This is a genomic window from Mycolicibacterium aromaticivorans JS19b1 = JCM 16368, from assembly GCF_000559085.1.
Taxonomy (GTDB): domain Bacteria; phylum Actinomycetota; class Actinomycetes; order Mycobacteriales; family Mycobacteriaceae; genus Mycobacterium; species Mycobacterium aromaticivorans.
The window spans coordinates 5,350,471-5,374,611 of the sequence record NZ_JALN02000001.1; the positions used below are offsets into that span (position 1 = coordinate 5,350,471).

At 63.1% G+C, this 24,141-nt stretch carries 24 protein-coding genes; 12 read left to right on the forward strand and 12 right to left on the reverse strand.

Features of this window, described 5'->3' with window-relative positions; genetic code table 11:
• Nucleotides 1-36: 36 nt before the first annotated feature.
• The 4 genes from Y900_RS25620 to Y900_RS33500 form a co-directional block, all read right to left on the reverse strand.
• Nucleotides 37-777 carry a hypothetical protein gene (locus tag Y900_RS25620; RefSeq protein ID WP_131536284.1) on the reverse strand — a complete coding sequence of 247 codons (741 nt, stop codon included), beginning with the start codon at nt 775-777 and terminating at the stop codon, nt 37-39.
• A gap of 234 nt (nt 778-1,011) precedes the next feature.
• On the reverse strand, nt 1,012-1,809 hold the full coding sequence (locus tag Y900_RS32500) for an FkbM family methyltransferase (protein ID WP_157838276.1): 798 nt from the start codon (nt 1,807-1,809) through the stop codon (nt 1,012-1,014).
• 610 nt (nt 1,810-2,419) lie between these two features.
• Nucleotides 2,420-3,673 carry an Rv1490 family membrane protein gene (locus tag Y900_RS25630; protein WP_051660269.1) on the reverse strand — a complete coding sequence of 418 codons (1,254 nt, stop codon included), beginning with the start codon at nt 3,671-3,673 and terminating at the stop codon, nt 2,420-2,422.
• 62 nt (nt 3,674-3,735) lie between these two features.
• Entirely contained in the window at nt 3,736-3,864 is a 129-nt protein-coding gene (locus tag Y900_RS33500; RefSeq protein WP_272945561.1) for a hypothetical protein, read from the reverse strand.
• Between Y900_RS33500 and Y900_RS32505 the strand changes: the two genes are divergently transcribed.
• Complete coding sequence (locus tag Y900_RS32505) at nt 3,863-4,573, forward strand: GAP family protein (RefSeq protein ID WP_157838277.1); 711 nt, start codon at nt 3,863-3,865, stop codon at nt 4,571-4,573. The genes Y900_RS33500 and Y900_RS32505 overlap by 2 nt on opposite strands.
• A gap of 5 nt (nt 4,574-4,578) precedes the next feature.
• On the opposite strand, the gene Y900_RS25640 is transcribed toward Y900_RS32505, so the two are convergent.
• Nucleotides 4,579-5,067 (reverse strand): nuclear transport factor 2 family protein, encoded by a 489-nt coding sequence (locus Y900_RS25640; protein ID WP_420329786.1) that lies wholly within the window; start codon nt 5,065-5,067, stop codon nt 4,579-4,581.
• Between the two features lie 143 nt (nt 5,068-5,210).
• Between Y900_RS25640 and Y900_RS25645 the strand changes: the two genes are divergently transcribed.
• Nucleotides 5,211-5,801 carry a TetR/AcrR family transcriptional regulator gene (locus Y900_RS25645; RefSeq protein ID WP_036345247.1) on the forward strand — a complete coding sequence of 197 codons (591 nt, stop codon included), beginning with the start codon at nt 5,211-5,213 and terminating at the stop codon, nt 5,799-5,801.
• A 311-nt stretch (nt 5,802-6,112) separates the two neighbouring features.
• On the opposite strand, the gene Y900_RS33505 is transcribed toward Y900_RS25645, so the two are convergent.
• A complete protein-coding gene (locus tag Y900_RS33505; protein ID WP_051660270.1) occupies nt 6,113-7,456 on the reverse strand; it encodes a PGRS repeat-containing protein in 1,344 nt (447 codons plus the stop codon).
• A 548-nt stretch (nt 7,457-8,004) separates the two neighbouring features.
• Between Y900_RS33505 and Y900_RS31160 the strand changes: the two genes are divergently transcribed.
• On the forward strand, nt 8,005-8,550 hold the full coding sequence (locus Y900_RS31160; protein WP_237752650.1) for a hypothetical protein: 546 nt from the start codon (nt 8,005-8,007) through the stop codon (nt 8,548-8,550).
• Between the two features lie 76 nt (nt 8,551-8,626).
• Here Y900_RS31160 and Y900_RS25655 read toward each other — a convergent pair whose 3' ends face one another.
• Nucleotides 8,627-10,093, reverse strand: coding sequence for an Ig-like domain-containing protein (locus tag Y900_RS25655; RefSeq protein ID WP_131536290.1), 1,467 nt, complete (start codon nt 10,091-10,093; stop codon nt 8,627-8,629).
• 52 nt (nt 10,094-10,145) lie between these two features.
• Here Y900_RS25655 and Y900_RS25660 point away from each other — a divergent pair, with 52 nt between their 5' ends.
• Nucleotides 10,146-10,502 (forward strand): hypothetical protein, encoded by a 357-nt coding sequence (locus tag Y900_RS25660; RefSeq protein ID WP_131536292.1) that lies wholly within the window; start codon nt 10,146-10,148, stop codon nt 10,500-10,502.
• 263 nt (nt 10,503-10,765) lie between these two features.
• Here Y900_RS25660 and Y900_RS32210 read toward each other — a convergent pair whose 3' ends face one another.
• Nucleotides 10,766-11,269, reverse strand: a complete 504-nt coding sequence (locus Y900_RS32210; protein ID WP_131536294.1) for a hypothetical protein — start codon at nt 11,267-11,269, stop codon at nt 10,766-10,768.
• A gap of 60 nt (nt 11,270-11,329) precedes the next feature.
• Between Y900_RS32210 and Y900_RS25665 the strand changes: the two genes are divergently transcribed.
• The 5 genes from Y900_RS25665 to Y900_RS25690 all read left to right on the forward strand — a co-directional run bounded on the left by Y900_RS25665 (nt 11,330) and on the right by Y900_RS25690 (nt 16,952).
• Nucleotides 11,330-12,427, forward strand: a complete 1,098-nt coding sequence (locus Y900_RS25665; RefSeq protein ID WP_036345250.1) for a ferredoxin reductase — start codon at nt 11,330-11,332, stop codon at nt 12,425-12,427.
• Nucleotides 12,428-12,442: 15 nt separating this feature from the next.
• On the forward strand, nt 12,443-13,831 hold the full coding sequence (locus Y900_RS25670; RefSeq protein WP_036345251.1) for a fatty acid desaturase family protein: 1,389 nt from the start codon (nt 12,443-12,445) through the stop codon (nt 13,829-13,831).
• A gap of 235 nt (nt 13,832-14,066) precedes the next feature.
• A complete protein-coding gene (locus Y900_RS25680) occupies nt 14,067-14,516 on the forward strand; it encodes a hypothetical protein (RefSeq protein ID WP_051660271.1) in 450 nt (149 codons plus the stop codon).
• Between the two features lie 243 nt (nt 14,517-14,759).
• Nucleotides 14,760-15,191, forward strand: coding sequence for a cellulose-binding domain-containing protein (locus Y900_RS25685; RefSeq protein ID WP_036347827.1), 432 nt, complete (start codon nt 14,760-14,762; stop codon nt 15,189-15,191).
• Nucleotides 15,192-15,953: 762 nt separating this feature from the next.
• Complete coding sequence (locus Y900_RS25690; protein ID WP_131536296.1) at nt 15,954-16,952, forward strand: Ig-like domain-containing protein; 999 nt, start codon at nt 15,954-15,956, stop codon at nt 16,950-16,952.
• An 18-nt stretch (nt 16,953-16,970) separates the two neighbouring features.
• Here Y900_RS25690 and Y900_RS25695 read toward each other — a convergent pair.
• Nucleotides 16,971-18,199 (reverse strand): IS3 family transposase gene (locus Y900_RS25695; RefSeq protein ID WP_085977995.1). Its coding sequence is split into 2 segments (ribosomal slippage): nt 16,971-17,887 and nt 17,887-18,199, totalling 1,230 coding nucleotides; the frame shifts between segments, so codons are not numbered across the junction.
• Between the two features lie 151 nt (nt 18,200-18,350).
• Here Y900_RS25695 and Y900_RS25705 point away from each other — a divergent pair.
• Together Y900_RS25705 and Y900_RS25710 are read left to right on the forward strand one after the other, a co-directional pair.
• A complete protein-coding gene (locus tag Y900_RS25705) occupies nt 18,351-18,695 on the forward strand; it encodes a hypothetical protein (RefSeq protein WP_131536298.1) in 345 nt (114 codons plus the stop codon).
• 400 nt (nt 18,696-19,095) lie between these two features.
• Nucleotides 19,096-20,304, forward strand: a complete 1,209-nt coding sequence (locus Y900_RS25710) for an IS110 family RNA-guided transposase (RefSeq protein ID WP_036345255.1) — start codon at nt 19,096-19,098, stop codon at nt 20,302-20,304.
• On the opposite strand, the gene Y900_RS32515 is transcribed toward Y900_RS25710, so the two are convergent.
• Nucleotides 20,291-20,452 (reverse strand): hypothetical protein, encoded by a 162-nt coding sequence (locus Y900_RS32515; RefSeq protein ID WP_157838278.1) that lies wholly within the window; start codon nt 20,450-20,452, stop codon nt 20,291-20,293. The two genes, Y900_RS25710 and Y900_RS32515, sit on opposite strands and share 14 nt — an antisense overlap.
• A gap of 9 nt (nt 20,453-20,461) precedes the next feature.
• Here Y900_RS32515 and Y900_RS25715 point away from each other — a divergent pair, with 9 nt between their 5' ends.
• Nucleotides 20,462-20,749: a hypothetical protein gene (locus Y900_RS25715; RefSeq protein WP_036347829.1), complete on the forward strand. Its 288-nt coding sequence runs from the start codon at nt 20,462-20,464 to the stop codon at nt 20,747-20,749.
• Between the two features lie 84 nt (nt 20,750-20,833).
• Here Y900_RS25715 and Y900_RS25720 read toward each other — a convergent pair whose 3' ends face one another.
• On the reverse strand, nt 20,834-22,168 hold the full coding sequence (locus tag Y900_RS25720; RefSeq protein WP_157838279.1) for an alpha/beta hydrolase: 1,335 nt from the start codon (nt 22,166-22,168) through the stop codon (nt 20,834-20,836).
• A gap of 1,341 nt (nt 22,169-23,509) precedes the next feature.
• A complete protein-coding gene (locus Y900_RS25725; RefSeq protein ID WP_036345256.1) occupies nt 23,510-24,106 on the reverse strand; it encodes a TetR/AcrR family transcriptional regulator in 597 nt (198 codons plus the stop codon).
• Nucleotides 24,107-24,141: the final 35 nt, after the last annotated feature.

Genomic DNA, 24,141 nt, shown 5'->3' on the forward strand with positions numbered 1-24,141 from the left:
CGGCCCTCGGTTTGGCGGCCGCGGATATCTCAACACCTACCTGCGCGCGCCGTCACCGCTACGGTGGGTTTGGCTCGCATGTGAATGCGTACGCGATGGTGTGGTGCCCGCGGTGGTCTTGGTGATCGATCCGTCGGCGCTGCCGCCGCCCGCATTGCCTCGCTGCTCTGTCGCGTCAGTCGGCTCGGCCACGCGCGGAGTTCCGGCAGTGGCGCGGCCCGAACTGCTATCGCGACCCGCCGTGAAGCTGCGCTTGTCGTTCGTCGCGTACGCAAATCCGCCTGCTTGGGCCGCGACCGCCGGCGCGGTTAGCCGCTGAATGCGGGCCAGGACATCTGACAGCGCACTGAGCAAATCGTTCACACCGGGGCTGGATGTCAACGATAGGTTGTCGATCTCACCGGAAAGGCTGAGCGTCACAAATGGCGGCAGACCGACCGCCGAAAACAGCTCGGCCGGAGCAGTGGGAGGCCCGCCGTCCGGCGCGGCACGGTGGCCTCCAGATCCTTGACGAGAGGCCGTGCTCAGCGATCGAGCAAACGCCGTGTCCTGGAGGTGGCCTGGGTGGTCATCCGGCGCCTTTGCCGCGTCCGTGCCGGTGCGGCTCTGCTCACTCCTATCGGGCAGGTCTTGCCGTCTGATCAGTGGCGGATCGGCGAGCCTCGGTGTGCCGAGGATCCCGGCGCTCATCAAAGGATTGGTGAATACGTTGATCCACGCGGAGAGGGGTTCCGGACGAGTGACGGTGCCCATCGCGGTCGACGCGACAATCGGCACCCCACTCCTCGACAGGGGGGAGGCGGCTGAGTTGACCGGGTGAATCGGAGCCACCGCGACGGCACCGGCGCACACCAGCGCAGCCCCGAGCATCACCTTTGATCGCACAGCTGCGCGCATATCGCCTATCTTCTCCCCGTCAACTCACGCACTTGGACGCGGGTAGAACCTACATCAGGAGAAGGGGATCGCAGCTGCTTCGGGCTTGCTCGCGCCTGCCAGGTCGAGAAGGCGCTATCGGACCCTTCGTCCGTCGAGAAGGGGTTCGATCGGCAGTGATTCGCCGTCGTGACGGGACAGTACGAGGTCGAGTCGCGCGGCCCGTCGGCTCAGCTCATCATCGCGGATGCGGGTGGCCGCGTTGACGTCGTTGGGCCAGAGGTATCGCCACGGTGAGTAGATATTGGTCATCTTGTACACCTTGAAGCCGTCCGCGAGGAACGGGCGCAGCACGTCGATGGGTTTGAGATTTGGGTCTGGCCACCACCGGGGGGAGAGTTCGACGGCGATCTCAGCATCAGGGCGAAGCGATCGGATGAGGTTGCTCATCCCGGCCAGGACGTCGGGTTCGGCGCCTTCGACGTCGATCTTGATTATCCGCGCCGAGGTGATCTCTTCAGAAGTCAGGATCTCATCGAGCGGCATGGCCTCGATCGTTGATTCGATGTGCAGACCGCGGGTGTCCAGAGTTGTCGACATGCCGGCGTTGTGGTGCGGACCGGAGAAGACCGTCAGTGTCCCGCATGTCGCGGAGGCGGCCTTGTTCACCAAACGGATCCTGTCGGGGAGGGCGTCAGCATGGCTGTTGGCAAGCAGATCGTCGAAGATGGCCGGCGAGGCCTCCACCGCGACCACACCACCACCGTCGCCCACCGAGCGCGCCGCCAGCAGTGAGTAGTAGCCGATGTTCGCGCCCACATCGATGAAGACGTCACCGTCGTGCAATCGGCCGGAGATGAAGCGGGTCAGGTCGGGTTCCCATTCGCCGAAAAGCCATACATAGCAGCCGATCATGTCCGTAAGCCGGCACATCAGAGAGAACCCCATCCGCGTGGAACTGGGCAAATCGACCGACATGTTCAGGCGTGCAGCACCCCTCAGTAGAAGTGCGGCCGGTATGTAAAGGGGAAGGAAAAGTGCTGCGCGGGTGAGCTTTTCCAACACAGAGACGTGACGCTTGGTAGTACTGAGCTGGCTCAGCGCACCTCGCGTAAAGCGCAGGTAGCGTACGACCACGCTGGCGCCCAGCATCCCATGAGTAGTCCGGTGATCATGGTGCACGTGTCCGGCGCGGGATTTGGCGATCATTGGCTTGAACTTTCCCCTCTCGGCCGTACTGAGCCTCCGACGCCTTCTGGGGGAGGGTTTCCGGCTGCTCGTTGCGCGCTCCGATGCACCGTGGATCTTCTCAGCGCTGCTCTTTGGTGGCCCTCCTCCTGCCTGCCCGGCAGGCCGGAGGTGGATTGAGAAGCCCGGCCGAACCTGCGGTTGTCCGTCCAAGCTTGCTACGCGGACCATCCGCGTTGGAATCCGCCGGTTGGCTGCAACTCATAGCCAAGTGGCCGGTGTGAGCCCGGCGGGGGTGCAGGCTAAGCCAAACGACGTCGGCGACCGAGCTCACGCCCTTTGAGGTTCGCTCTCGTCAGAAGTTCGGGCCGCCTATGTGCAGTGCCGCGCCTGTGGGGATCACGGCGAACACCGCGATCACGCACAGGAAGATCCGCAGGTGTCGCTGGGTGGTCGGCTGATCGATCTCGGGCCTGGAGGTGGTGTACAGAACGCAGATCAGGACGACGTTGAAGGTGATCAGAACCCACCAGCGCGTCCAGTCGACGGCAGTCATGAACAACGGCACCATCGCGGCGAGCCCCAGGAGCGGCGCTGTCAGCTTGCCCCGGACTTCGTGAAGGAGCGCCGAGACGCGAAGGCCCGAAAAGGATTTCGTGGCCCAGAGACTCACCACGAAGTACAACACCCCGACTGCAAACGAGGCGAGAAGCGGCCCGGCACCGAAAGTACCGACCTTGTGGAGACCGTCAGTCACCCGGGCATCGACGATAGTGCGCTCGAAATTGCATACCCAGGAGTGGAAGTCGGTCTTGGTCGGGGTTCGACCGGCCAGGTATGCCATAGGGTCCGACGGAAAGGGCTCGTCGAGCTGTCGGTGCGGAATCTGCTCACACAGCCGCGTTCCTACGTCGTTGCGGGAGAACGCGGCAATCGTCGCGATGGCAGCGAGTCCAGGTCCCAGCGCCGCGACCGCGCATAGTCGTCGCCGCCCGGGCGCCAGGTGTGCGGGCAGTATGGATATCGCCAGGGCCCCACCCAGTGCAACCTCGAGCGGGATCCCTTCGTGTACGAGCGCCAATACGGCAATCGTCACGCCGTAGACAATGCTGGCCATGAGCACTGCCCGATCCGACTGGAGCCTGGTCAACGCGATCCCCAGCACGACCAGCGCTGACATCGCATACAGCTCAGGTCTCGGCGTGTACAGGGCGTAGGAGAGTGCGAACGGCAACACGGGCACCAGGAGGGCCAGCATCACCCGTCGCGGTGTCTTCTCGCCGCTGGACAGGATCAGCCATACCAAACCCCCGAGCGCGGCCAACCAGACGACAACGGGTGCCCACATCATCGTGTAGGCAGCGGGGAAGTAGTCGGCGTCGGGCAACAGATGGATGATTTCGCCGCCGAGCCCGCGACGCACGAACCCGAACGCATAGTTGGGCACGTAATACGTCATCCAGTAGACCGCTGTCGGATACAGGGCGAGGCTGACGAACAAGTGGCAGCCCGCCGCCACGACGACCAGTCCGATCGCCGCCCACACCAACATCTTCGGATGCTTGTCGACGACCACGGTGCTCTTGACTCCACCCGCACCGCTACCCACGGCACTCCTCCCCGGACGAAACTGTCGCCGCACCCCACGCGCCGATCGAGCTCAACGGTCCGTCAGAACCACGCCGGGGAGGTGCGAACACCACCGATGCACAGCGCATTTGGCGGAAACTCACAGCGAACCAGTGCGGGAATTCCGGGGGCGTTGACCACGTCGCGCGCCGATCGTATCGTCGTCGACATGTGGGGGATCGTGTCCCTGTTGGGTCTGTCCGTGGCGGCCGATCCGCTGCGCATCGGCATCGCGATGCTGTTGACGTCGGGACCCCGGCCACTGATCAATCTGGTCTCGTTCTGGCTCGGATCCCTGGCAGCGGGAGTTGCACTCGGCGTCGGCGCGTTCGTGTTGTTTCCCGAACTGGTATCCGAAGCCCTTCGCGTCGCGGTCGGATGGATCGCGAGCCTCACCGGTGGGCACGCCAAGCTTGTCGCCGGTACCGTTGCGCTCTGTGTCGCCGCGGCGTCCGCGATGCGTTTGGCCAGACGACCGACCAGACGACCGACGGTGAGGGCGACGCGAGGTCTCCAGACATCCAGTGGGGTAGCGTCGCGTGCTCGAGATCTGTTGCACGGCGGGCGTCCGTGGGTTTCGTTCACTGCCGGACTTTCGCAAGGGCCGGCGCCAGTCGAGTACCTCGCGGCGATCTCGGTTATTCACGCCTCGGGTGCAGCGATCGGAACACAGCTCGGAGCTTCCGTTGCTTTTATCGTGGCGATGTTGGCGGCTGTCGAGGTCCTACTCGTCAGCTTTGTCGTGAAGCCCGCACAGACTCAATCTCTGATCACGAACATTGGTGGCTGCTGTCAGGCTTACCGGCAGCACATCTTGACGGTGGGTGCGGCGGTGGTCGGGATCGTCATGGTGGTCGGCAGCTGTCCGGTCTCGCTGTGACGTAGTCACAGACCGAGATCCGAGAGGCTCGGATGATCTGCCGGTCGCGGCGATGTCCTATCCCAGAAGAACTTTCGCTCGCCTTCCTCGATCGGCACATCGTTGATGCTGGCGTGGCGGTGTGTCATCAAGCCGTGCTCATCGAACAGCCAGTTCTCGTTGCCGTAGGCGCGGAACCATTGACCCGAATCGTCGTGGTATTCATAGGCAAAGCGGACCGCGATACGGTCGGCGCTGTGCGCCCACACCTCCTTGATGAGGCGGTACTCATGCTCGCGGCGCCACTTGTCGCTCAAGAAGTCGACGATCTGAGCCCGGCCTGTCACGAACACCGAGCGATTGCGCCAGACGCTGTCGACGGAATATGCCTGGGCCACGAGCTGTGGATCGCAACTATTCCACGCGTTTTCAGCCAATCGGGCCTTCAGTGCGGCCGATTCGTCGGCGAAGGGCGGAACTGGAGGCTTGTCAGTGATTGCAGCGTTCGTGGTCATGGTGGTCCTACTGTCCGTGGGGGGATCGGGTTGTCATGTTCATGTAGACAACTCTGTCTACATGAAAGAAACCGTAACTCATGTAGACAGAATTGTCTACATGAATGCGTGACTCTGTAGACAGAGCTGTCTACACTGTGGGGGTGAGCATCGCCGAGACTCTTGATCCGTTGATCGACGTGCCGGCCCTGCCGGCCCGGGAGCGGATACTGGCCACTGCGTACCGACTGTTCTATCGCGAGGGAATCCGGGCAACCGGTATCGACAAGGTAATAGCCGAGGCGGGGGTCACCAAGGTGACGTTCTACCGACACTTTCCGAGCAAGGATGCGCTGATCCTGGCGTACCTCGAATTGCGACATCAACGTTGGATGGACTGGTTTGTCGATTCCCTGGATCGCCACGCCGGCAATCGGCGCCGGCCCCCGGTGGTATCTGCGGTCGAGGAGTGGCTGACGGCGGACTCGTTCCGTGGGTGCGCCTTCATCAACGGCGTCAACGAAATCGGCGCCGACCTACCCGAGGTTCACGCCATGACGACTCGGCACAAGGCGGACATGGTCACGGCGATCAAGGAGACGCTGCCACCGGGAGCGAACCGGACCCGGACGGCACAGGCGCTCGGCGTTGCACTCGATGGCGCTGTTGTACATGCGCAGTATCAGCGCAACGCGACGTCGGCAGTGAAAGCGCTCGCGACGATCGCGTCAGCGCTGCTCTCCGCGGATACGTGACAGTCGTTCGGTGCTGACTCAACTCAGGGATCGCGCCATCGTCGCAGGCCAGCCGGCTCATTTCCGCGGGCAGTCGATGCACCCGGCCGGAAAACAAAGCCGCGATATGACGATCCACCGTTCCGAATGTGCGCGCTCTCAGCCTTGGTGAGGCTGCCGATGTAGCCGATTGGCGGTACGGCGCGGTTCACCGAGGCCAGCCGGGGCCCCGGTGTGACGCTTAGACTTTCGTGGGTCGACGAGACGTTCGTGGTCTGAACCAGGTCCGTGGCTGATTGACGGCGGCGACGCCCAGCCCACGCCGCAAGTGGTTATCCCCGGACTCCAGGTGTGCCGTTCGAGCCGTTGACGCCGGGGGAGCCGGCGTTTCCGCCGGAACCGCGGGTGCCGGCGTAACCGCCTCGGCCGCCGTAGTTTCGGAAGGCCCCGCTCGCACGTCCGCCGCGTCCGCCGCGTCCGCCCGAGCCCGCGGCGCCGCCATCGCCGCCCGCTCCGCCCGCCCCGTAGAGCCCGCCGGCACCGGGTTGTCCAACGGCTCCCGAATTACCGCCGTTACCGCCGTTGCCGCCGGCACCACCGGCACCACCGCTGCCGCCGTTGCCACCGACCCCACCGTTGCCGCCCACGCCGCCCTGCGAGTAATTGCGCTTCTTGGTGGTCCAGCCACGGGAGTGGACGTTGCCACCGTTACCCCCGATGCCGCCGATGCCCCCGGCGCCGCCGTTACCCCCGTTACCGCCGCTGCCGCCGTTACCGCCGCTGCCGCCGTTGCCCCACTGGGTCCCGCCGTTGCCGCCGCTGCCGCCGCTGCCCGCGAGGCTGCCGTTCTGACCGCCGCTCCCACTTCCGCCGCCAGCACCATTTGTCCCGGCGCCGCCGGTTTTGCTGTTACCGCGCCCGGTGGTCCAGCTGGTGCCGTTCGTACCATTACGGCCGGTCGTACCTCGTCGGCCGTTGAGTCCACTTACCCCGTTGCCCCCGATACCGCCGTTACCGCCGTTACCGAAAAGGGTTGCACTGGCACCGTTACCGCCATTGGCACCGGACCCACCGTTGCCGCCGTTGCCCGCATTGCCGAAAATTCCTGCCGCGCCGCCGTTGCCGCCGTTTACCTTCGCGCTGGTGCTGTTGTAGCCGTTGCCGCCGTTACCAACCAGCCAGCCGCCTGCGCCGCCGTTGGGACGGGTGGCGGTTCCGTTGTATCCGTTGCCGATCATCGGGCCGGTAGCGGTTTGGCTGGCCGTGACGATGGCATTGATCACCGTGACGTTCTGGGCCGCCTGGGCGATCTGGTCGACGCTCAGTCCGGTGTCGTATTCGATCGCTCGGATCACCTTGGGGTCTTGCAGAAGTCGTTGCGCTTGCGCGGGAGTCAGTGCCTGCGTCTGGCCCGCAGCGCTGGCGGCCGCCGGGACCGCCCGTTCGATCGGGGTCGGCAGCGAAAAGCCGCCGCCGAACAACGAAGGGTGCGTCGTGTTCAGCGAGGGTGATTGGGGCAGGGGTAGTTCCACCGAGGCGAGCATGATCGCCGCCTGCACTGGCGGGGCCGGCTTCGCCGCCAGTGGGAGTTCCACCATCACAGACCCGAGCAGTGCAGCCGCCGTGACGGCCGAGCAGATCGAAGTGGCACGAGCGGGGAACGGCTTGATCGTCATCAGCTATCGCCTTCAAGTTCGCTGTCGAATGCGGGCAACTGAGTAGAACAGATTCTGGGCAAATCGTCTGACAAAGGACGATAATTTGCCTGCGCGTTACCAACGGGCCGCCAGACACTCGCACTTGCACAATTTGCCGTTTGCCCGGGACCCCCGACACGTCTTGAGTGCTGTCCCGATCAGCAGCCCGGTGAATTGACACGGGGTCGAGGCGGCGGTGTTGCCGTGTGGTGAGCGCAGGGCTCAGACTGTGGGCCACGTGCAGGAAGCGCGGTGGCGCATCACCATTCAGCGACTGATGGAGCTATCCGAGCCCGTACTGGTCACCGAACGCGTCGACATCGCTGCCCAGGGTTCGCGGCGGCGAAACCCGGGCGAACCGCTGCGAGGGGCGTCGCTCACACACCTTGGCGTTTGCTGGGAGTGCGCTAAATCTTCCGGTGCGGTCGTGTTCGGTTGGGACGCTGTAACAGATGGTCAGTGAACCCGTTTTGATGTGATGACGACGCCGAGGACTATTGCCCCGGCAGTGCAGGAGTGCAGCCTCGATGACGCCACCGAGCCCCGATTCAGCCGACAGCGACCAGCCTGTCATTCCAGAAAGCGAGAAAGGTGACAGCAGCGCACGGGGGAGGCTGTCCCGCGTACGAACTCAGTGGCACCGGCGGCTCGATCCAGGGGAGCAATCCTTGCTTCTTGCGTGGTCATCGTTCACCGCCACCTTCGCTGCGGTGCGGGCATTGACCCACTGGATTCACGATGGCCATGGGCCGGCTGGTGGCGGAATAGCCATCGGCGGCAAACATTTTCATCACTACAACATTGGCATCGGGCTTCTCGCCGGAGTTGGCGCGACTGCGGTGCGCGGTAAAGAGAGGCATCGCCGCCACCCTGCCACAGCACTCGTCTACGGATCGGCTCTAGCGCTGGTGGTCGATGAACTGGCTCTGCTGCTGGACCTCAAGGATGTCTACTGGGCCCGGGATGGCCGCAAAAGCGTTGACGCGGCGGTTCTTATCGTGGCCGGCGGGGGCACAGTGCTTGCCGGTATGCCATTTTGGCCGCACGCCCGTCGTGCGTTGCACAGTCAGTGACCGTGTCGGTCTTTCGCTCCTACCGCGGGCCGGGCAGATCCGCCTCGCGGCCGGTAAGTGTGTCGTTTGACGTCGCTCAAGCCATCGTGTAGCCGAGGTCTTTGAGGATGCCGATCTCGACCGGACTCAAATAGGTGGGGCCCCTTGACCCCTTCGGGTCGTTGGCGTTCATCAATTTGATGTAGCGCGGATCGGCGGGGTTGTCCGTGACGTCGAAGTACGCGTCGTTGAGGTGGCTTACCGAACTGCCCTGTGCCCATTCGGCGGGGGTGTACAGAGGTACCGGTTTTCCGCCGAATGCGAGAGCTTCGTTCGGTCCGTAGAAGTACAGGCCGTTGTCGCCACCGGTCAGATTCGGATCGAATGTGTTGTTCCACTTATATGTGGTCGGGTCGACTGCGGGTGTGAGGCTGCTATTGGTGATGAACTCGTCGAAGGTCGACCACGGTTCGTTCGGATCGGAGTTGTTGCCCGCTGAAGCGACGGTGGACAGGAATCCGTAGGCGTGCATCAGCTCGTGTATGACCGTCGAGTCGTAGTTGTATTGGTTGGCTCCGACCATTCCGTTGTATCCCCAGTTGTTGCTGAAGTTGATGTTGACGGTGCCGTCGGGGACTGGCTTGCCGTCTTTGGTCACCGAGGGCGAGCCTGTCTGGATCCGTGATTGCACCACCGTGGGGTAAAACCCAGCAGTGTTGCCGGTCAGGGGACTGTTGGCGGAAGCCAGATTATTGCCCGCTAGTCTCTGGGCAGTTGCGGTGATGGTCAACGTCACGTTCTGGGCGGGGACGACTTGGTCCGCCAGGTTGTAAGCGCCCCATTCGAGCCCGATTTCGGCCTTTTGACTCCACCGCTGCACACCCCACCAGTACCTCGTTTGATCGAAGGTGAATGCATAGTTCACCGAGGGTGCGGTGCCCTGCTGAACGATGACCAAGGCTTCGGTGATGCCGTTACCGGTGGGATCGAGCACGTTGAAGGCCGGCTGGGCGGTGTCACGGGCTGCGACGATGAATGCGTCGCGACCGGTGAAGTCTGATCCCGGCGTGTAGCTGAAGGTGCCGTCCGGGTTGACGCTGACCGTGCCGTTGACGGGGTTCTGCAGGACGCCGTACAACATCGGATCACTTTCGGGATCGACCGCGCCGAGACTTCCGGTGATCGTCCCGCTGAGCTGCCCAGTCGTCTGCGTCGGGTTTAGCGTGGGGGCCTGGTTGAAGAGGGTGCGCCGCAGTGTCAGCCACGCGCCCTGCAGGAAATCGGTGATCGGGTTCGTCGGAAGCGTGGACAGGCGTTTCGAGACGGCGTCGAGGAACCCGTAGATCACCCCGTCGATCCGCTGCTTCCACGACGGCGTTTGCACCGACGCGTAGCCCTTGTCCGACGGTGTCTCGTCAACAGGTGTCGATACCGCTGGCCCGGCGCTGGCTTGCCCGGCGGTGTCCGATGACGTGGCAACCGCCGCCGCCGTATGTGGCTGTGCACTGACCGCTGAGATGCCCTGTGCCGCCGACGACGCCGACTGCTGCGGTGTTGAGGTCACCGCGACACCGTCCACGACGGCCCGCGCGGATCTTGTCGAATGGACAACTACCGTGACCGATCGAGGACCCGCGCCGGGGCCGCTGGTTGCCCGAACCGAGCGCGCAGCCGGCGCAGATGCCGCCAAGTCCGGCGTCAGCCGACCCGACGAAGCGCGCTTGTACGCACTGGCCGGCGACGCAGTTGACGCGCTCGCCGAATCCGAGGGCCGACCAGCACCCACGTGCGATGCACCGCTGCCTGAATCGGCTGCCGCCACGCCCGATCCCGCCCACGCGGCGACACCCAATCCGACACCCGCGGCCCCCACACTCAGCCACTGCCGCACCGCAAAGCTCGACGATCGCCGCCTGCTTGAATTCGCCCCACTGTCCATCACGACCCCCCTTGCACACGCTGTCGACAACTGACTGCTGCAATAGTGCACACCACCAACGCCCCATGCGGGCCGTTCCGATAACTCTCACAGCTAACGAATTACTGCGAGGCGTCTCGCGGGCGGTGAGGCACAAATCCAATTCGCCGGTGACCCGCAATGGCGGACGCGCTTGCAGGCGCCGGTCGTCTCATCGGCCTTGTCATGTCGATAACGGTGACCTCTTCAGCGGGCTCGATCCACTCTGGACCCCAAAGTAGTCGGCAGCGGAAGAGGGGCGTTCGCGGCATCTTGGTCCTACTTTCGCTCTTGGGCGTTGTACGCCAACAAGATTCGTTGTCGTGATGTGCAGTCGTAGTGAAACCGATCCGTTACCGGTCCGACCGCACTACCGAAACGGGATGGGTCTTCATGCTGGGTAGTCGTTAGCGGCGGGTTTGCTGATGCCGATGAACAGGGGAGTGGCGGCACGTTTGGCGACGTCGAACAGGCGTCGGCATTGCACGGAATGACCTCGTCACCAAGGCGTTTCACCCATCCGGCCGGGTCCGGGTTGCCGGGGAAGGGGCCGGAGTTGAGGAGGCCAAAGCCCAGGTTCGCGTACTGCTCGGCGCTGCGCAGGTGGCCATCGACGTCGACGAACGGATCGGCTGCGAAAGTTGCGGTCAACCGAATGTCGGGGCGACGCGCGGCCGCGGTCAGCCAGGCGGTCTCCGTGGTGGCGGGTGTTGCTCGTCGCCACCGTCGTGGAACGAGATGCGACTTGTCTGTGAGAACCGGCGAAGCGGTTTCGCCGGCCACTGTTAGGGGCAACCCGGGTCAGGGTTGTGGTGTGGCTCACAACGGAGAAGGGGGGACGGGATGGCTGAAAGAGGTGCGCAGCCACCAGTGCCACGTGGCCGTCGGCTGTTCCTGAAGGCGGTACGGCATCTCTTCAGTCCGCTGCGCCCGGATGACTACTTGGAGATGGTGAATCCGCTGTGGACGACCAAGGAGTTGCGGGGCCGAGTGGAACGCGTCGAAGCGCAAGGCTCTGAGGCGGTGAGTGTGTTAATTCGGCCGAGCTATGACTGGCCGGGTCACAAGCCGGGACAGTATGTGCGTCTCGGTCTGGTCATCGACGGTCGCTATCACTGGCGCGCGTATTCGCTGACGTCTGATCCCCAGCCCGAGGACGGGTTGATCAGCGTTACGCCGAAGAAAGTCGACAGCGGTGTGGTTTCGCCGTATCTGGTGACGAAGATCGAGCCCGGTGAATTGGTGCGACTCGGCGATGTCGAAGGGGTCTTCACGCTGCCTGAGCCGGTGCCGGCTAAGTCGCTGTTCATTAGCGCCGGCAGCGGGATCACCCCGATCATCAGTATGTTGCGCAGCCTCGACCACCGCGGTGAGCTCGGCGATGTCGTGGTCATGCACTCCGACCGGTGCCGCGAGCACGTCATGTTCCTGGATGTGCTGGAGGATCTCGATCGCCGCAACGAGATCATGCGATTTGATCTTCGCCTCACCGCCGAACGCGGTCGGTTGGCGCCCGGCGAGCTCGACCAGTTGTGTCCGGACTGGCGCGAGCGGGAAGCGTTCTGTTCGGGCCCGGGTGAGCTACTCGACGGTCTGATCGATTTCTGGCAGCGCAACGGCGACCCCGACCGGCTGCACTACGAACGATTCCAACCCAAGATTGGCGGCAACCCCGGTGACGGAAAAGGCGGGAAAGTGTCGTTCACCGACAGCGACGTCTCGGTCGATTGTGATAGTGGCACACCGATATTAGAGGCCGGGGAACAGGCCGGGATCAACCTGGCTTACGGCTGCCGCATCGGCATCTGCCACACCTATGTGGGGACAGTGAAGTCAGGCAAGGTGCGTGATCTGCGCTCAGGTGACGTCATCGAACCGACGGGTCAGGACGTCCGGATCTGCATTCACACCGCCGAGGGCGATGTGGAAATTGAACTGTGATCGGAAGGAATCTCCATGACCAGCAGCGTCGAGAGCCCACTTGGGCGTCTGACCGATCGAGAGCTGGAGAAGCTCGCCAAGGAGTTCGACGCAATCCACGACGAGGTGTTCGCCGAACTCGGTGACCGCGATCGCCGCTACATCAAATCGGTGATCACTGCGCAGCGCCAGATCGTGGTTGTCGGCCGCGTGTTGTTACTCGCCTCCCGGTCGAAGACCGCATGGGTCCTCGGTACGGCGTGTCTGAGCATGGCGAAGATCCTGGAGAACATGGAGCTGGGCCACAATATCCTGCACGGCCAATGGGATTGGATGAACGACCCCGATGTTCATTCCTCGGTGTGGGACTGGGATACCGCGTCCACCGCCAAGGCCTGGAAGCACTCTCACAACTACATTCACCACACCTACACCAACATCCTGGGCAAGGACCGCGATCTCGGTTACGAAATCATGCGCATCGACCCCAACCAGCCCTGGCACCCCGTATGGCTGGCGCAGCCGCTGTTCAACTTCCTGCTGATGATGCTTTTCGAGTGGGGAGTTGCGGTGCACGACATCGACTTTCGTGCCGCGCAGCGAGGTGAGAAGCCGTGGTCCGAGGTGCGCTCGGAGTTGAAGGGCATCTCGGGGAAGGCCCGGGCGCAGATCGTCAAGGACTACCTGGGTTGGCCGGCCATCAGCGCTGGAGCCTTCGGCCTGGCGCAGCTTGCGTTGCGAGGCCGGATCGGCCAGCCGGCCCAGTCGCGTCTCGGCCGGCGGATACGTCAGGTATCCGGGGGCCGGTTGGGTTCAACGGCACGCCTGCTCGACCGGGTAGTGCCCGGCGTGGAGAGCACGTTTCTTCGTACGCTGGGCGCCGACCTGTTGGCCAACCTAATCCGCAACATCTGGGCGCACTCGATCATCTTCTGCGGCCATTTTCCGGACCAGACCTACACGTTCACCGAGGAAGAGGTCGCCGACGAAACCCGCGGCGGCTGGTACGTGCGGCAACTGGTCGGTGCCGCCAACATCGAGGGCAGCCCGCTGTTCCACATCGTCAGCGGGAATCTCGGTTATCAGGTCGAGCACCACCTGTATCCGGACATGCCCAGCAGCCGCTACTCGGAGATCGCGCCGAAGGTCAAAGAGATCTGCCAGCGCTACCAACTGCCGTACAACTCGGGGCGGTTCTCCAAGCAATTGTTTTCGGTGCACCGCACCGTCTTTCGGTTATCCTTCCCGGGCGGAAAGCCCCGCCCCAAGCCCGGCCCTTACCGCGGTGAAAGCGCCAGCGCTCCGGCAGGTCCGAGTGAAGCGAATCGCTTCCGGGAGCGAGTTCCCGCCGAGCATCCGGACGCCGGACCTGAGCACGTGTCCGGGGGTGTGGCTGTCGAACCGCCACGGCGCGGCAATGATTGAGCTCGCCGTTGGAACGTCAGATCCTGTGCAGGCCGGCGGTGGGCCGCGTCGTGGCCCAAATGCAGCTCGATCAGGAGGATATCGGCCAGAGCTCTTTGTGTGTGCCCCGAGTCGCTGAGCAGCGAGCGTTCGCGCGGACGAAACTTGCTTCGGTAGGGGCGATTTCCTGCTGTCTGGTCGAGCAGTCTCACATGGATGTCACCTGGCGATAACCCGCGATCCGTACAGTCGGACTGTGCCCTATGAGTTACCCGAGCGGGCCGAACAATTCGGTGTCCGCCAGCTCCTGCATCGCGCTCTGAGCTGCGCCAAGCTGCCGCCCGCCACAGCGATGATAGGCCCGGCGACTCGGGCGGCGATCGCCGCCGTCGCCGAGCATCATCCGGATGCGACCGTTGAGCACATCGTTGCCGTGTACGACGCCCACGCTCTCGAGCAGCGCGAGCTGCCCATTGCCGAACGGCACGCAGCACTCGGTGATCCGCGCGGCGCCCGCGCACTCGATTTCGCAGCAACCGACACGCTGATCACCCAGTTGACCATCACGTATCCGAGCATCTCCCGCGCTGTCATCACCGAGATCGTCGAGGAGCTCCAAACGGCGCTCGGCGACCTCCACCTGCACGGCCTCGACCTGCTGCGTATCGAATACGAAGCCCACCAGAGGCTGGCTCGAGCACAGTGACCCGCCGGATTGCGGCCGGTGCAGCCCAGGCGCGTCGTGGTCGAGCTTTTCGCCGCCCCAAACGGGCAAGGGGCATAGCGGACCGGGATTGAGGGCTCCCGGGCAGCCCGTCTCAGGCCGAACGCGATCGCGACGGGGCGACGAGTGCGGCCATGTCGCGACGATCTCAGTTATGCAAACGTACTGCAGCATGGCCGCGCCGCAGGGGACGATCTCCGCAAAATCGCTCTAGTGTTTGCGATCATGCCCCGACTGAATAGCTACGGGAGTCGCTGGCGCGCGGCACTTCACCTGACCGCTGCGGTCGTGGTCGTGCTGGTGGCCCTGGGACTCCGAGCCGCGCCGGCGGCTCACGCGGGTGTAGCGACGGCGCAGCTGTCGGTGACATCGACATGGCAGACCGGTTTCATCGCACGCTTCGTCATCACCAACCCGACGACCGCACCGCTCGCGGACTGGAAGCTGGAATTCGACTTGCCGGCGGGCGAATCAATCCTGCACAGCTGGAATAGTGCCGTCACGAACTATGGCACTCACTACGTTCTTACCCCGGCGAACTGGAATCGCATCATCGCTCCGGGTGGCACAGCCACCGGGGGTTTCCGCGGTGTGCTGAGTGGGACTTACTCACCACCCGTGAACTGCGTCCTGACTGGACAGTCCTATTGCGTCTGAGCGCGTGGTGACTCGGTCGTCAAGTACTCGGCCATCGAGATGGGCAGACGACGTTGCGACACTCCGGTTAACTCTGACTTAATCCGCCTGGCCTGACCCGCTCGGTCGAATCCAGCGCTAATGAGAGTGTTACGGCCCACGTTGCAGGCGGGAAGGCTCGACAAGATCATGGCGACGAGGAAACGGCACAACCCGAGCAGGTTGTGGGTGTGCAACTACCCGAGTTGATTGACGCCACTGTCAATAACCTGTCAATCGTCCCCGCGGCCTATCGAGTCGCTATCAACAGGTGTAGCAACTAATTGCAACCGGCGACGGGTCGGGTTTTCGAACGCTCAGTTCGGGGGGTGCAGCATGGCTGCTGGACAAGGCAAACACGCGTCCGCCAAACCGAAGTCTGTCAAGGGCGGCAAGGGATGTCATGGTCATCGCCCGCATCGCCCGCATCGCCGCCCGCAACCTTTCGCCTGGCTGGGGGCCGGTGCGATCACCCTTGGTGTAGGCGCGGCGCTAGCAGCCAGCGGATCCGGTGTCGCGCATGCCGATACGGGCGGTATGGGCGGTTCCAGGCCGAACCATGCCAACAGTCCCATCTCGGATAACGGTTCATCGAGAGGGACACGTCCGTCGTCGAATCGCACTCCGCTAATGGTCGACGCCAACAGCCGACATCTTCGTCCCAGCTCGCAAACCTTTGGCAGCAGCCTTCCCACTATCTCTACCGCTGCAAGCACACCACCATTGCAGTCTGCTGTCACAACGATGCCTACTGCCGCCACCAGTCGCACGGCCACCGCCCAAGAATCAAAGGGGAACCCTCTCGGAGACTTCGGCGCTTTCTTCGGAAATATTGCGAGTTCGTCGAGCTTCATCGTTGAAACTCTCGTTCCATACGTGCAGAACATCGCGAAAACATCTGTGCAGATAGCGCAGGGGCAACAAGTACCCAAAGGTATCGTTGCCGAGTCAGTCGACTGGGCCAATGCCGATATCGGCTTGGTAGGACTTGCATTGTCACTGCCTGCGTTGTCCTCAGATGTTGCCGAATTTAAACAGGCAAATAATCGATGGGATCAGTTCCAAGCCGGGATGTCTCTTGCCGGAGACGCAGCCCCATTCGTGTTCACCGGCGCCGGCGCCGCCGCTGGCACTGTGGTCCAGGGCGCCATCGGTGGCCTGCTGGGCGCCGGGGTAGGCGGGCTCGTCGGCGGAGTCGAAGGGATCGCAAAAGGCGTCTATGACGTCACAGTAAACGGCGCAAGCCTCGCCGCAGGCGTTGCGGACTTTGACAATGCCGTCAGCGCCAACGTCAATGTCTACGGTAGTGCAGGTGCTGCCATTGGAGGCATCACCGGTTTTTGGGAGGGGTCCATCGCCGGTTGCACCATGGGCACGGCGGTTTCACTCAACCTATTCCTCGGTAAAGAAGTCCTGAAAGGCGCAAATTACCTGGCTGGGGCCATTGGCGGCCAAGGTCAGCCCAATCCCACTCCGCCTCCGACCGACGCCCCTGTCGCAGGTACGCCCGTAGTTAATGCTGCTGATTCGACCACCGGAGTGGTGACCGGCACAGCTGTATTCACCGACCCAAACGGTGCGGCTCTCACCTACAGTGTGACGACCAAGCCCACTCAAGGAGCAGTGGCGATCAACGCCACTACGGGAGATTTCACCTTTACCCCGAAGTCAGACGCGACAGGCACTAAGGATCAATTCGTCGTTACCGCTGACAACGGTCAGAGGGGCCTTGCCCCCATGTAGTGGACACGGGATTTGTGGTTATGCGGCTTCGGGCAGCGTAGCCGGTGTCAGGTTCCTTTCGTAGGTCGCGGGGCTGGAATGACGGCAGTAGGAGTGCCGTCGTGTGGTGTTGTAGCGGGCCAGCCACCGAAAGACCTCACGGCGGCAGATCGCCGCGTCCGGCCAGCAGGCACGGTCTTGCAGAATCTCGCGCTTGAGGGCGGCGTTGAACGATTCGGCCAACGCGTTATCGGCACTTGACCCCACCGCACCCATCGACTGGACGACCCCCAGATCGCGGCAGAGATTCGCGAAATCCCGTGAGGTGTACTGACTTCCATGATCTGCATGGAATATTGCACCAGCCAGTGAACCCCGCAGTGCAGCAGCGGCTTTGAGCGCATCGATGACCAGTTCGGTGCGCATGTGATCGGCGATCGCCCACCCGGCGACCCGCCGTGAACAGCAGTCGATCACGGTGGCCAGGTACAGGTTGGCGCCGGTCGCCAATGGCAAGTAGGTGATGTCGCCGACGTAACGGGTGTTGACCTGCGCGGCGGTGAAATCGCGTTTGAGCAGGTCGGGGACCTTCTGGTTCGCCGGGTCCGCCACGGTCGTCTTGACCCGACGTCGGCGTCGATAACCGGCGATCCCGGCGCCGCGCATCACCCGAGCCACCCGCTTGTGGTTGACCCGCTGCCCCTCGGGCGCACCGTCGTTGAGCTCGGCGGTGATCCGCGGCGCCCCGTAGGTGTTGTCCTCGTCGTGGACGGCGCGGATACGCTCGGCCAGCGCCTCGTCAGCAGCCCGACGGGCCGCTCGTCCGTCAGCACCGGCCAACCACGCGTAGAACGACGAACGCGCAACCTCGACGACTGCGCAGAGCCACTTCACCTCGAAGGCGTGCAGGTGGTCGGCGACAAACTGAAAGCGGCTCACCAGTTCGTCTCCCCGGCGAAATATTTGGCCGCCGACCGCAAGATGTCACGCTCGGTGGACAACCGCGCCTCGGTGGCGCGTAACGCCTTGACCTCACTGCGGAGGCGGGCCAGCTCCTGCTCAGGGCTCTCGGCCCCTAGCACAGGCTCGGCCACTACGACACCGCGGCGGTGCCGAATCGGCACCCCGGCCGACTTGCACCACGCCGAGAGCGTGGCCTCGCTGACACCGAGCTCGGCAGCGATCTGGGCGATCGTCGCGCCCTCGGTGTCCCGGTAGAGCGCGACCGCGTCACGCTTGAACTCATCGGGGTAATTTTTCCTTGCCATCGGGTTGGATCATCTCGCTTCCCCCAGCACATTCCTGGGATTGAGCGTGTCCAACACACGGGGTCAAGTCCCGAGCACTGCCACCGAAACCATCACTGTGCCGGTCAAGAACGACTCACTGGCTGGGCAATGGGGGACGAAGGGGAGTGGCGTGGCATTCGTTTCCTTCGTGGACTCGGGTGGTTCCTATACGGAGACATTCGTTACCACAGGCAAAGTCCTTGGAACGCTAACGGAGACGCAGACTGGCAGCTACTCCGGAGACGTCAGCGGCGATACATTGGCTGCCGACACCACCTTCTACACGTCGATCGCGCCGCAGGGATACAGTTTGAAGTCCCTAACGGAGACCCTCACAGTGACTATCGATGCCAGTGGCGTTCTGAATGAGAAACAGACTGGCGAAGTCGTTTATGTCAATAGTCAAGCCTCAATCATTTCCGTCCCCTCCAATGTGAACGACTATTTCCCTATGACCAAAGTTATAGGTATTTGAAGTTTGGATCCGTGCCACCAGCGATGTCCGACGGCACCTCCTTGGCTCGATGCTTAGAACCGGGTCGGGCTGTCCGGTCTCAGTGAAGTTGTCATCCGCGAGCTGCGAAATTGCCAAGTTCACTGAGACGGCGTTGGTCTCATTCGTCTCAGTGAAGTTGTCCTTAAGTTCGTAGGTGCAGTTACTGCGTGTTGTTACGTTGTGCTGTGACCCGAGTGGGTCGGGTGAGGCTGTGATTGTTGTTGCCGGCCTTTGGTGCGGCTTGAAATGACTGGCCGCCCGGCCTGCTTGGACTTCCTCGGGCTGCTGATTGAGATCTGCGATGTGATCGCTTGTTTAAGGAAACGCTGGCGGGGTTGTCCGTGTGGTTTGTGTTGGCAGACAAGCGAAAAGGATTGCGATGGCGACAGACCGGTTGTGGGCTGGTGTGGATGTCGGCAAGGAGCAGCATTGGGTGTGCGTGGTCGACGGCAGCGGGGCAGTGGTGCTGTCCCGCAAGCTGTCCAATGATGAGGATCCGATCCGTGCCCTGGTCGCAGAGATCGATGCTTTGGCTGATCAGGTGTGCTGGACAGTGGATCTGAGCACGGTCTATGCCGCGTTGCTGTTGACGGTGCTTGCCGATGCCGGCAAGACGGTTCGGTACTTGGCTGGCCGCGCGGTGTGGCAGGCATCGGGGACCTACCGTGGCGGGGAAGCCAAGACCGACGCCAAAGACGCCCGGGTCATCGCCGATCAATCTCGGATGCGCGGGCAGGATCTACCGGTATTGCATCCTGACGACGACCTGATTGCCGAACTGCGGATGTTGACCGCGCACCGCGCTGATCTGGTGGCCGATCGCACACGCACGATCAACCGGCTTCACCAACAGCTGGTCGCTCTATGTCCGGCGCTCGAACGCGTCGCCCAACTCCGCTCAGACCGAGGCTGGGTCGTGCTGCTGGCGCGCTATCAGAGGCCCAAAGCCATTCGGCAAAGCGGTGTTTCACGCCTGAGCCGGATGCTAACCGATGCAGGTGTTCGAAACGCAGCCATGATCGCCTCGGCTGCGGTGGCTGCTGCCAAGACGCAAATGGTCCGACTGCCCGGTGAAGGCGTGGCCGCCGGGCTGGTCGCCGACCTGGCGAAGGAGGTGATCGCCCTCGATGAGCGCATCAAGACCACCGACGCCGACATCGAGGACCGATTTCGCCGCCATCCGCTCGCCGAAGTGATCACCAGCATGCCCGGTATGGGATTCCGTCTGGGCGCGGAATTCCTGGCCGCGGTCGGTGATCCCGCTTTGATCGGCTCGGCCGACCAACTGGCCGCCTGGGCCGGGCTGGCGCCGGTGTCGCGAGACTCCGGTAAACGCACCGGACGACTACACACCCCGCACCGATACAGCCGTCGGTTGCGGCGCGTGATGTACATGTCGGCGTTGACCGCAGCCCGCTGCGACCCCGACTCGCGGGCCTACTACCAGCGCAAACGACAACAAGGAAAACGGCCGATCCCGGCCACGATCTGCCTCGCTCGCCGCCGCACCAACGTGCTCTACGCACTCATCCGAGACAACCGCAGCTGGCAACCAGAATCACCCCAAATCGCGCCTACGGCAGCTTGACACAGACATTGAGAGTCATTTCCGTAATGGTGAGCGGTTGCAACGCGAGAAGGGCACCGATGCTGAGGGCGAAGTTGGTCATCGACCATGCCGCAACGCTGGTCTGATGCAGCACTGCGGCGTGGCACTCTTGGACGGTGAAGCTCACTCTTGGACGGTGAAGCTGAGGTTCTATGTGTTTCTTTGGCCGCGCCCCGGCATGGAGCAGGCGTTGATCGCCTATGAAGATGCGGTGCTGGAGCTAGTCGGTGAGCACGAGGGGACAGTTCTTCACCGAACTCGGACAGATGGTGCTGATGGTCGGCCGTTGGAAATTCAGCTCTGCGAGTGGGCATCCCAAGAGGCAATGGATGGCTACATGACCGATCCGCGCCGGACAGCGCTTGCTGCCGATCGGGAACTAGCGATTGCGCGCACCGAAATCGTGCCGGTCGAATTCAGTTAGGTGGGCGAGGGGGCGTTTAGCATACGAGGACCAGCATGCGTTTTCGGCCGACGTTCAGTGTGCTGGACCCTAACGCGGCTCCAGTTATGCCGAAGTGGTGTCATTGGCAATTAGCCCCAGCTCGCGATAGATGTCGGGGCGCACCACGGCTGCCTGGGAGTAGGTGTCGGCTAGTGGCCAGTCGTGGACCAGTCCGGTGCCGACGACCACTGAGATCGGCGAATCATCTTGGACTGCTTTCTGATACAGCAGGAGCGCATCGGGGTAAGTGACTTCATTCGTGCCCATGTAGACGGTGGTCGGTGGAAGCGCTGCCAGGATGTCGGAGTCGTAGAACAAGGGGCTGAGGATCGAATGCTGTAGATCGTCGATGCCGTCGGTCCAATGTCCGAAGTTGTCCCACGCGCTCATGTTGTGAATGTCGAAGATCGGGTCGTCGACCTTGGCGTCATCGGGATTCGACGAGGAAAAGTCAGGAGCTAGTCCCAGCAGCACCATGCTCGACGGCAGCGTCTTGTGGTCGAGGATCATTTGGCGCATCGTGGCCATCGCGATGGTGCTGCCGGCGGAATCGCCGTAGATACTGACGTTTTGAGCACCGTACTGCTGGATCTGTGCAGAGACGAGGTCGGCCATCTCGGGGATCAGGACGTTGGCACTGCCTGCTTCGGTGGTCGCCAGCGGGTAGAGCGGGACGATGACGGTGGTGCCGGTGTTGCGCGCCATGTTGGTGTATTCCATCCAGTGCAGCAGGGTGGGCTGGTCGATGAATCCGCCGCCGTGCATGGCAATTACGGCTTTGTCGGTTTGATTGGCGGCATTCATTGTTTGAAACTCGTACACCACCCAGTTCGTGCCGTCCGCAGAGGTGTACGTCGTCTTCTGGGTGGTCAATCCGGACTTGAGGAAGAACGGCGGGCTTGAACTCTCTATCGCCTTACCGATCGCGGCGAAGATGTCCACGCCGATAACGTTCGACACGGCGCGAAATACGTGGAGTATCCCGATGGTGATCTGATCGCTCAGGTTCGGCCCCGCGGTGTACGTCAGGGTGTTTGTAGCCGCGGCGGTAGTGGCCGTGGCCATCGCCAAGAGCGTTGGTGCGGCCGGAGCCCCACCGGTCGACGGCACCGCCGAGGCCTTGCCGGGCAACGCCGAGACCGCCACGACGCGTCGTGAATGCGCGGTGCCCGCGACGGCGGCCGAGGCAGTGGGGGAGGCTACGGTGGTTTTGGCGGCAGCCGGCTGCGGGTGGGCGCTCGCCTGCCGCGCGCTGTGACTGGCGCTCGCCGACGAGCCCGATGAGCCCGTTGAGTCCGCCGAGGCGGCCGCGCAGCTCACTCCACCAGCCACCGCGACACCAAAGCCCAGGGCTATCGCGACGCCGCCTGCGGCGCGAACATATGTCGAGTTATGCACCGCCCCAACCAATCCCCAACAACCGATCTGGCCCCTTGTGACGGTAGCTAAATTACACCGGGCGGGTGCGTCGCGATGGCGCAATCTCCGGCGTCGAACATCAGGCCGGATTCGATGAGTCGAAAACTGCGTTGACGAGCCGATCGAACGGGTTACCATCCAGCCATTCGCGGATCGGTCCAAAGGAGTTGCCGGCCATGTCTCGTGCCCTCGCGTCGGATCGTCGAAAAGTTCAGTCGGGCGTTGTCAGCGAAGCTGGGCTCGCGGTCACCGGGCGCCACAACACCACCCAGATACCCACTGCGACCGCCGCAGCCTCGACGGCTCCCGCAGCAGGGTTCCCCGCCACGTTCCTGGAAGCCCTTCATACCGGTGAGCAGAACTGGATCAACAGCCTCCGGAATCAACGGTGGCACCGGCGGATTAGTCGGAAATGGCGGAACGGGCGGTGCCGACGGGCATGGTGCCGACACGAGCGTCGCCGGCGCTAACGGCACGGGCACGTTGCCAGTGGGGCAAGTCCATCTCCGATCAACCTGACATAATGTGGCTTATCGGCAAAACATGGACCTGGGCCAACCCGGAGTCCGCCGGATTTCAAGATTCCAGGACTCTGGTACGTTCCCATCGCCCACACGCGCTGCGCCCACGCCCCCCGGTGCTTGTCGGGAACCTGATATCGCCGGCGATACCGGGTTCCAGGCGAACATCATCTCCACACCGTCATGCCTGACGTCCGTCCAAGCCCTGATTCGAATAGCCCTGAGGCCGGGCCCGTTTCCGAGTGGCACCCCGACTCCAACTCCAGTCCATCGAGCTCGATTCGTCACTGTGACGTTTATGCAGCGGCGGGCACACACGTCGTCGAACGTCGACTGGCCGGGACCTCGCGGCGGCCGATGCCAGCCGGCGGCCCGCCGCCAATCACTCGATTCGCGAATCGGATCTCCCGGCAACATCTTTGAACGCGCACGTCGTCGTTTGTCCCGCCAGCCGCGCCGGCCCGGCGGAGGCATCCGCGCCCCCGCGACTGTCATCCTGGTCCGAAAAGGCAATGTGCCCAACATAATTCGTCACTGTGACGATTATGCCTGGCGCCAGTTAGAATCCTCCCCTGTGAGATCCGCGGCTCGGAGCCAGCGCTGATGCGAGACGTGTGGCGCCGGTGTCTGACCGCAGTGTTTTTCACCGCCTGGCCCATCACCTGCCGAGCCAGCCAAGGGCCCAACACCCCACCCGATTCCGGCGTGAATTGCATGTCAGAACCAAAACGCCATGGCGAATTCGCTCGGTCTTCAGTCGGCGGTCTGTCCGTCCAGCGCACGCGACTGACAAAGGCGCCTAAGGCCGAAGGCTGCGCAGTGTGCTCTTCACGAATTTCTTGAGTACCACCTCGCGAGCTGCCCCGCTTTCCCGGGCGCTGATGAGAATGGCATGGAGCCCGATGAGGAAGAACGCGGCGCCGTCGTAGGCTTCGACATCGTCGTAGAGTTCGCCGCGGATACGGGCACGCTCGATCTCCGCAGCAAGCAATACGAACGTCGGGTGCCTGCTCCACTGCTCGTCCTGGGCACGGGACGGCGAGAAATACAAACTGATGACATCGCGGAACAGTGCAGCGCCCCAGCGAATCTCGAGCTCGACGACGAGCCTGATGATCTCTTCGAGGACGGCTTCCAAATCATGCCGGGCCTCCAGGAACCGACTGAGTTCCTCGCCCAGGTAGTCCTCGTCGCGGCGGATCAGCTCGAGCAGAACATGCTCTTTGGTTGGGAAGTGAAAGTAGAACGTACTTCGGGCGACTCCCGCGGCTTCGACGATGGCGTTGATGTCGGCCGAACTGGTGCCTGCTCGCTGAAACTCCACAATGGCCGCGTCGAGGACACGCGCACGCGTCCGACGACGCTGGGCTTCGCGGCTCGTCGCGGTCTCTCGCACGCCTCCATTGTGCCGCACACGTTCCGTTCACCGAC

Coding starts and splice junctions, on each gene's coding strand:
- Y900_RS32500 (WP_157838276.1), bottom strand. CDS start 1,809: ATGTGCCGGCTTACGGACATGATCGGCTGCTATGTATGGCTTTTCGGC.
- Y900_RS25640 (WP_420329786.1), bottom strand. CDS start 5,067: ATGACCACGAACGCTGCAATCACTGACAAGCCTCCAGTTCCGCCCTTC.
- Y900_RS31160 (WP_237752650.1), top strand. CDS start 8,005: ATGACGCCACCGAGCCCCGATTCAGCCGACAGCGACCAGCCTGTCATT.
- Y900_RS25710 (WP_036345255.1), top strand. CDS start 19,096: ATGGCGACAGACCGGTTGTGGGCTGGTGTGGATGTCGGCAAGGAGCAG.
- Y900_RS32505 (WP_157838277.1), top strand. CDS start 3,863: ATGTGGGGGATCGTGTCCCTGTTGGGTCTGTCCGTGGCGGCCGATCCG.
- Y900_RS25670 (WP_036345251.1), top strand. CDS start 12,443: ATGACCAGCAGCGTCGAGAGCCCACTTGGGCGTCTGACCGATCGAGAG.
- Y900_RS25665 (WP_036345250.1), top strand. CDS start 11,330: ATGGCTGAAAGAGGTGCGCAGCCACCAGTGCCACGTGGCCGTCGGCTG.
- Y900_RS25690 (WP_131536296.1), top strand. CDS start 15,954: ATGCCTACTGCCGCCACCAGTCGCACGGCCACCGCCCAAGAATCAAAG.
- Y900_RS25685 (WP_036347827.1), top strand. CDS start 14,760: ATGCCCCGACTGAATAGCTACGGGAGTCGCTGGCGCGCGGCACTTCAC.
- Y900_RS33505 (WP_051660270.1), bottom strand. CDS start 7,456: ATGACGATCAAGCCGTTCCCCGCTCGTGCCACTTCGATCTGCTCGGCC.
- Y900_RS33500 (WP_272945561.1), bottom strand. CDS start 3,864: ATGTCGACGACGATACGATCGGCGCGCGACGTGGTCAACGCCCCCGGA.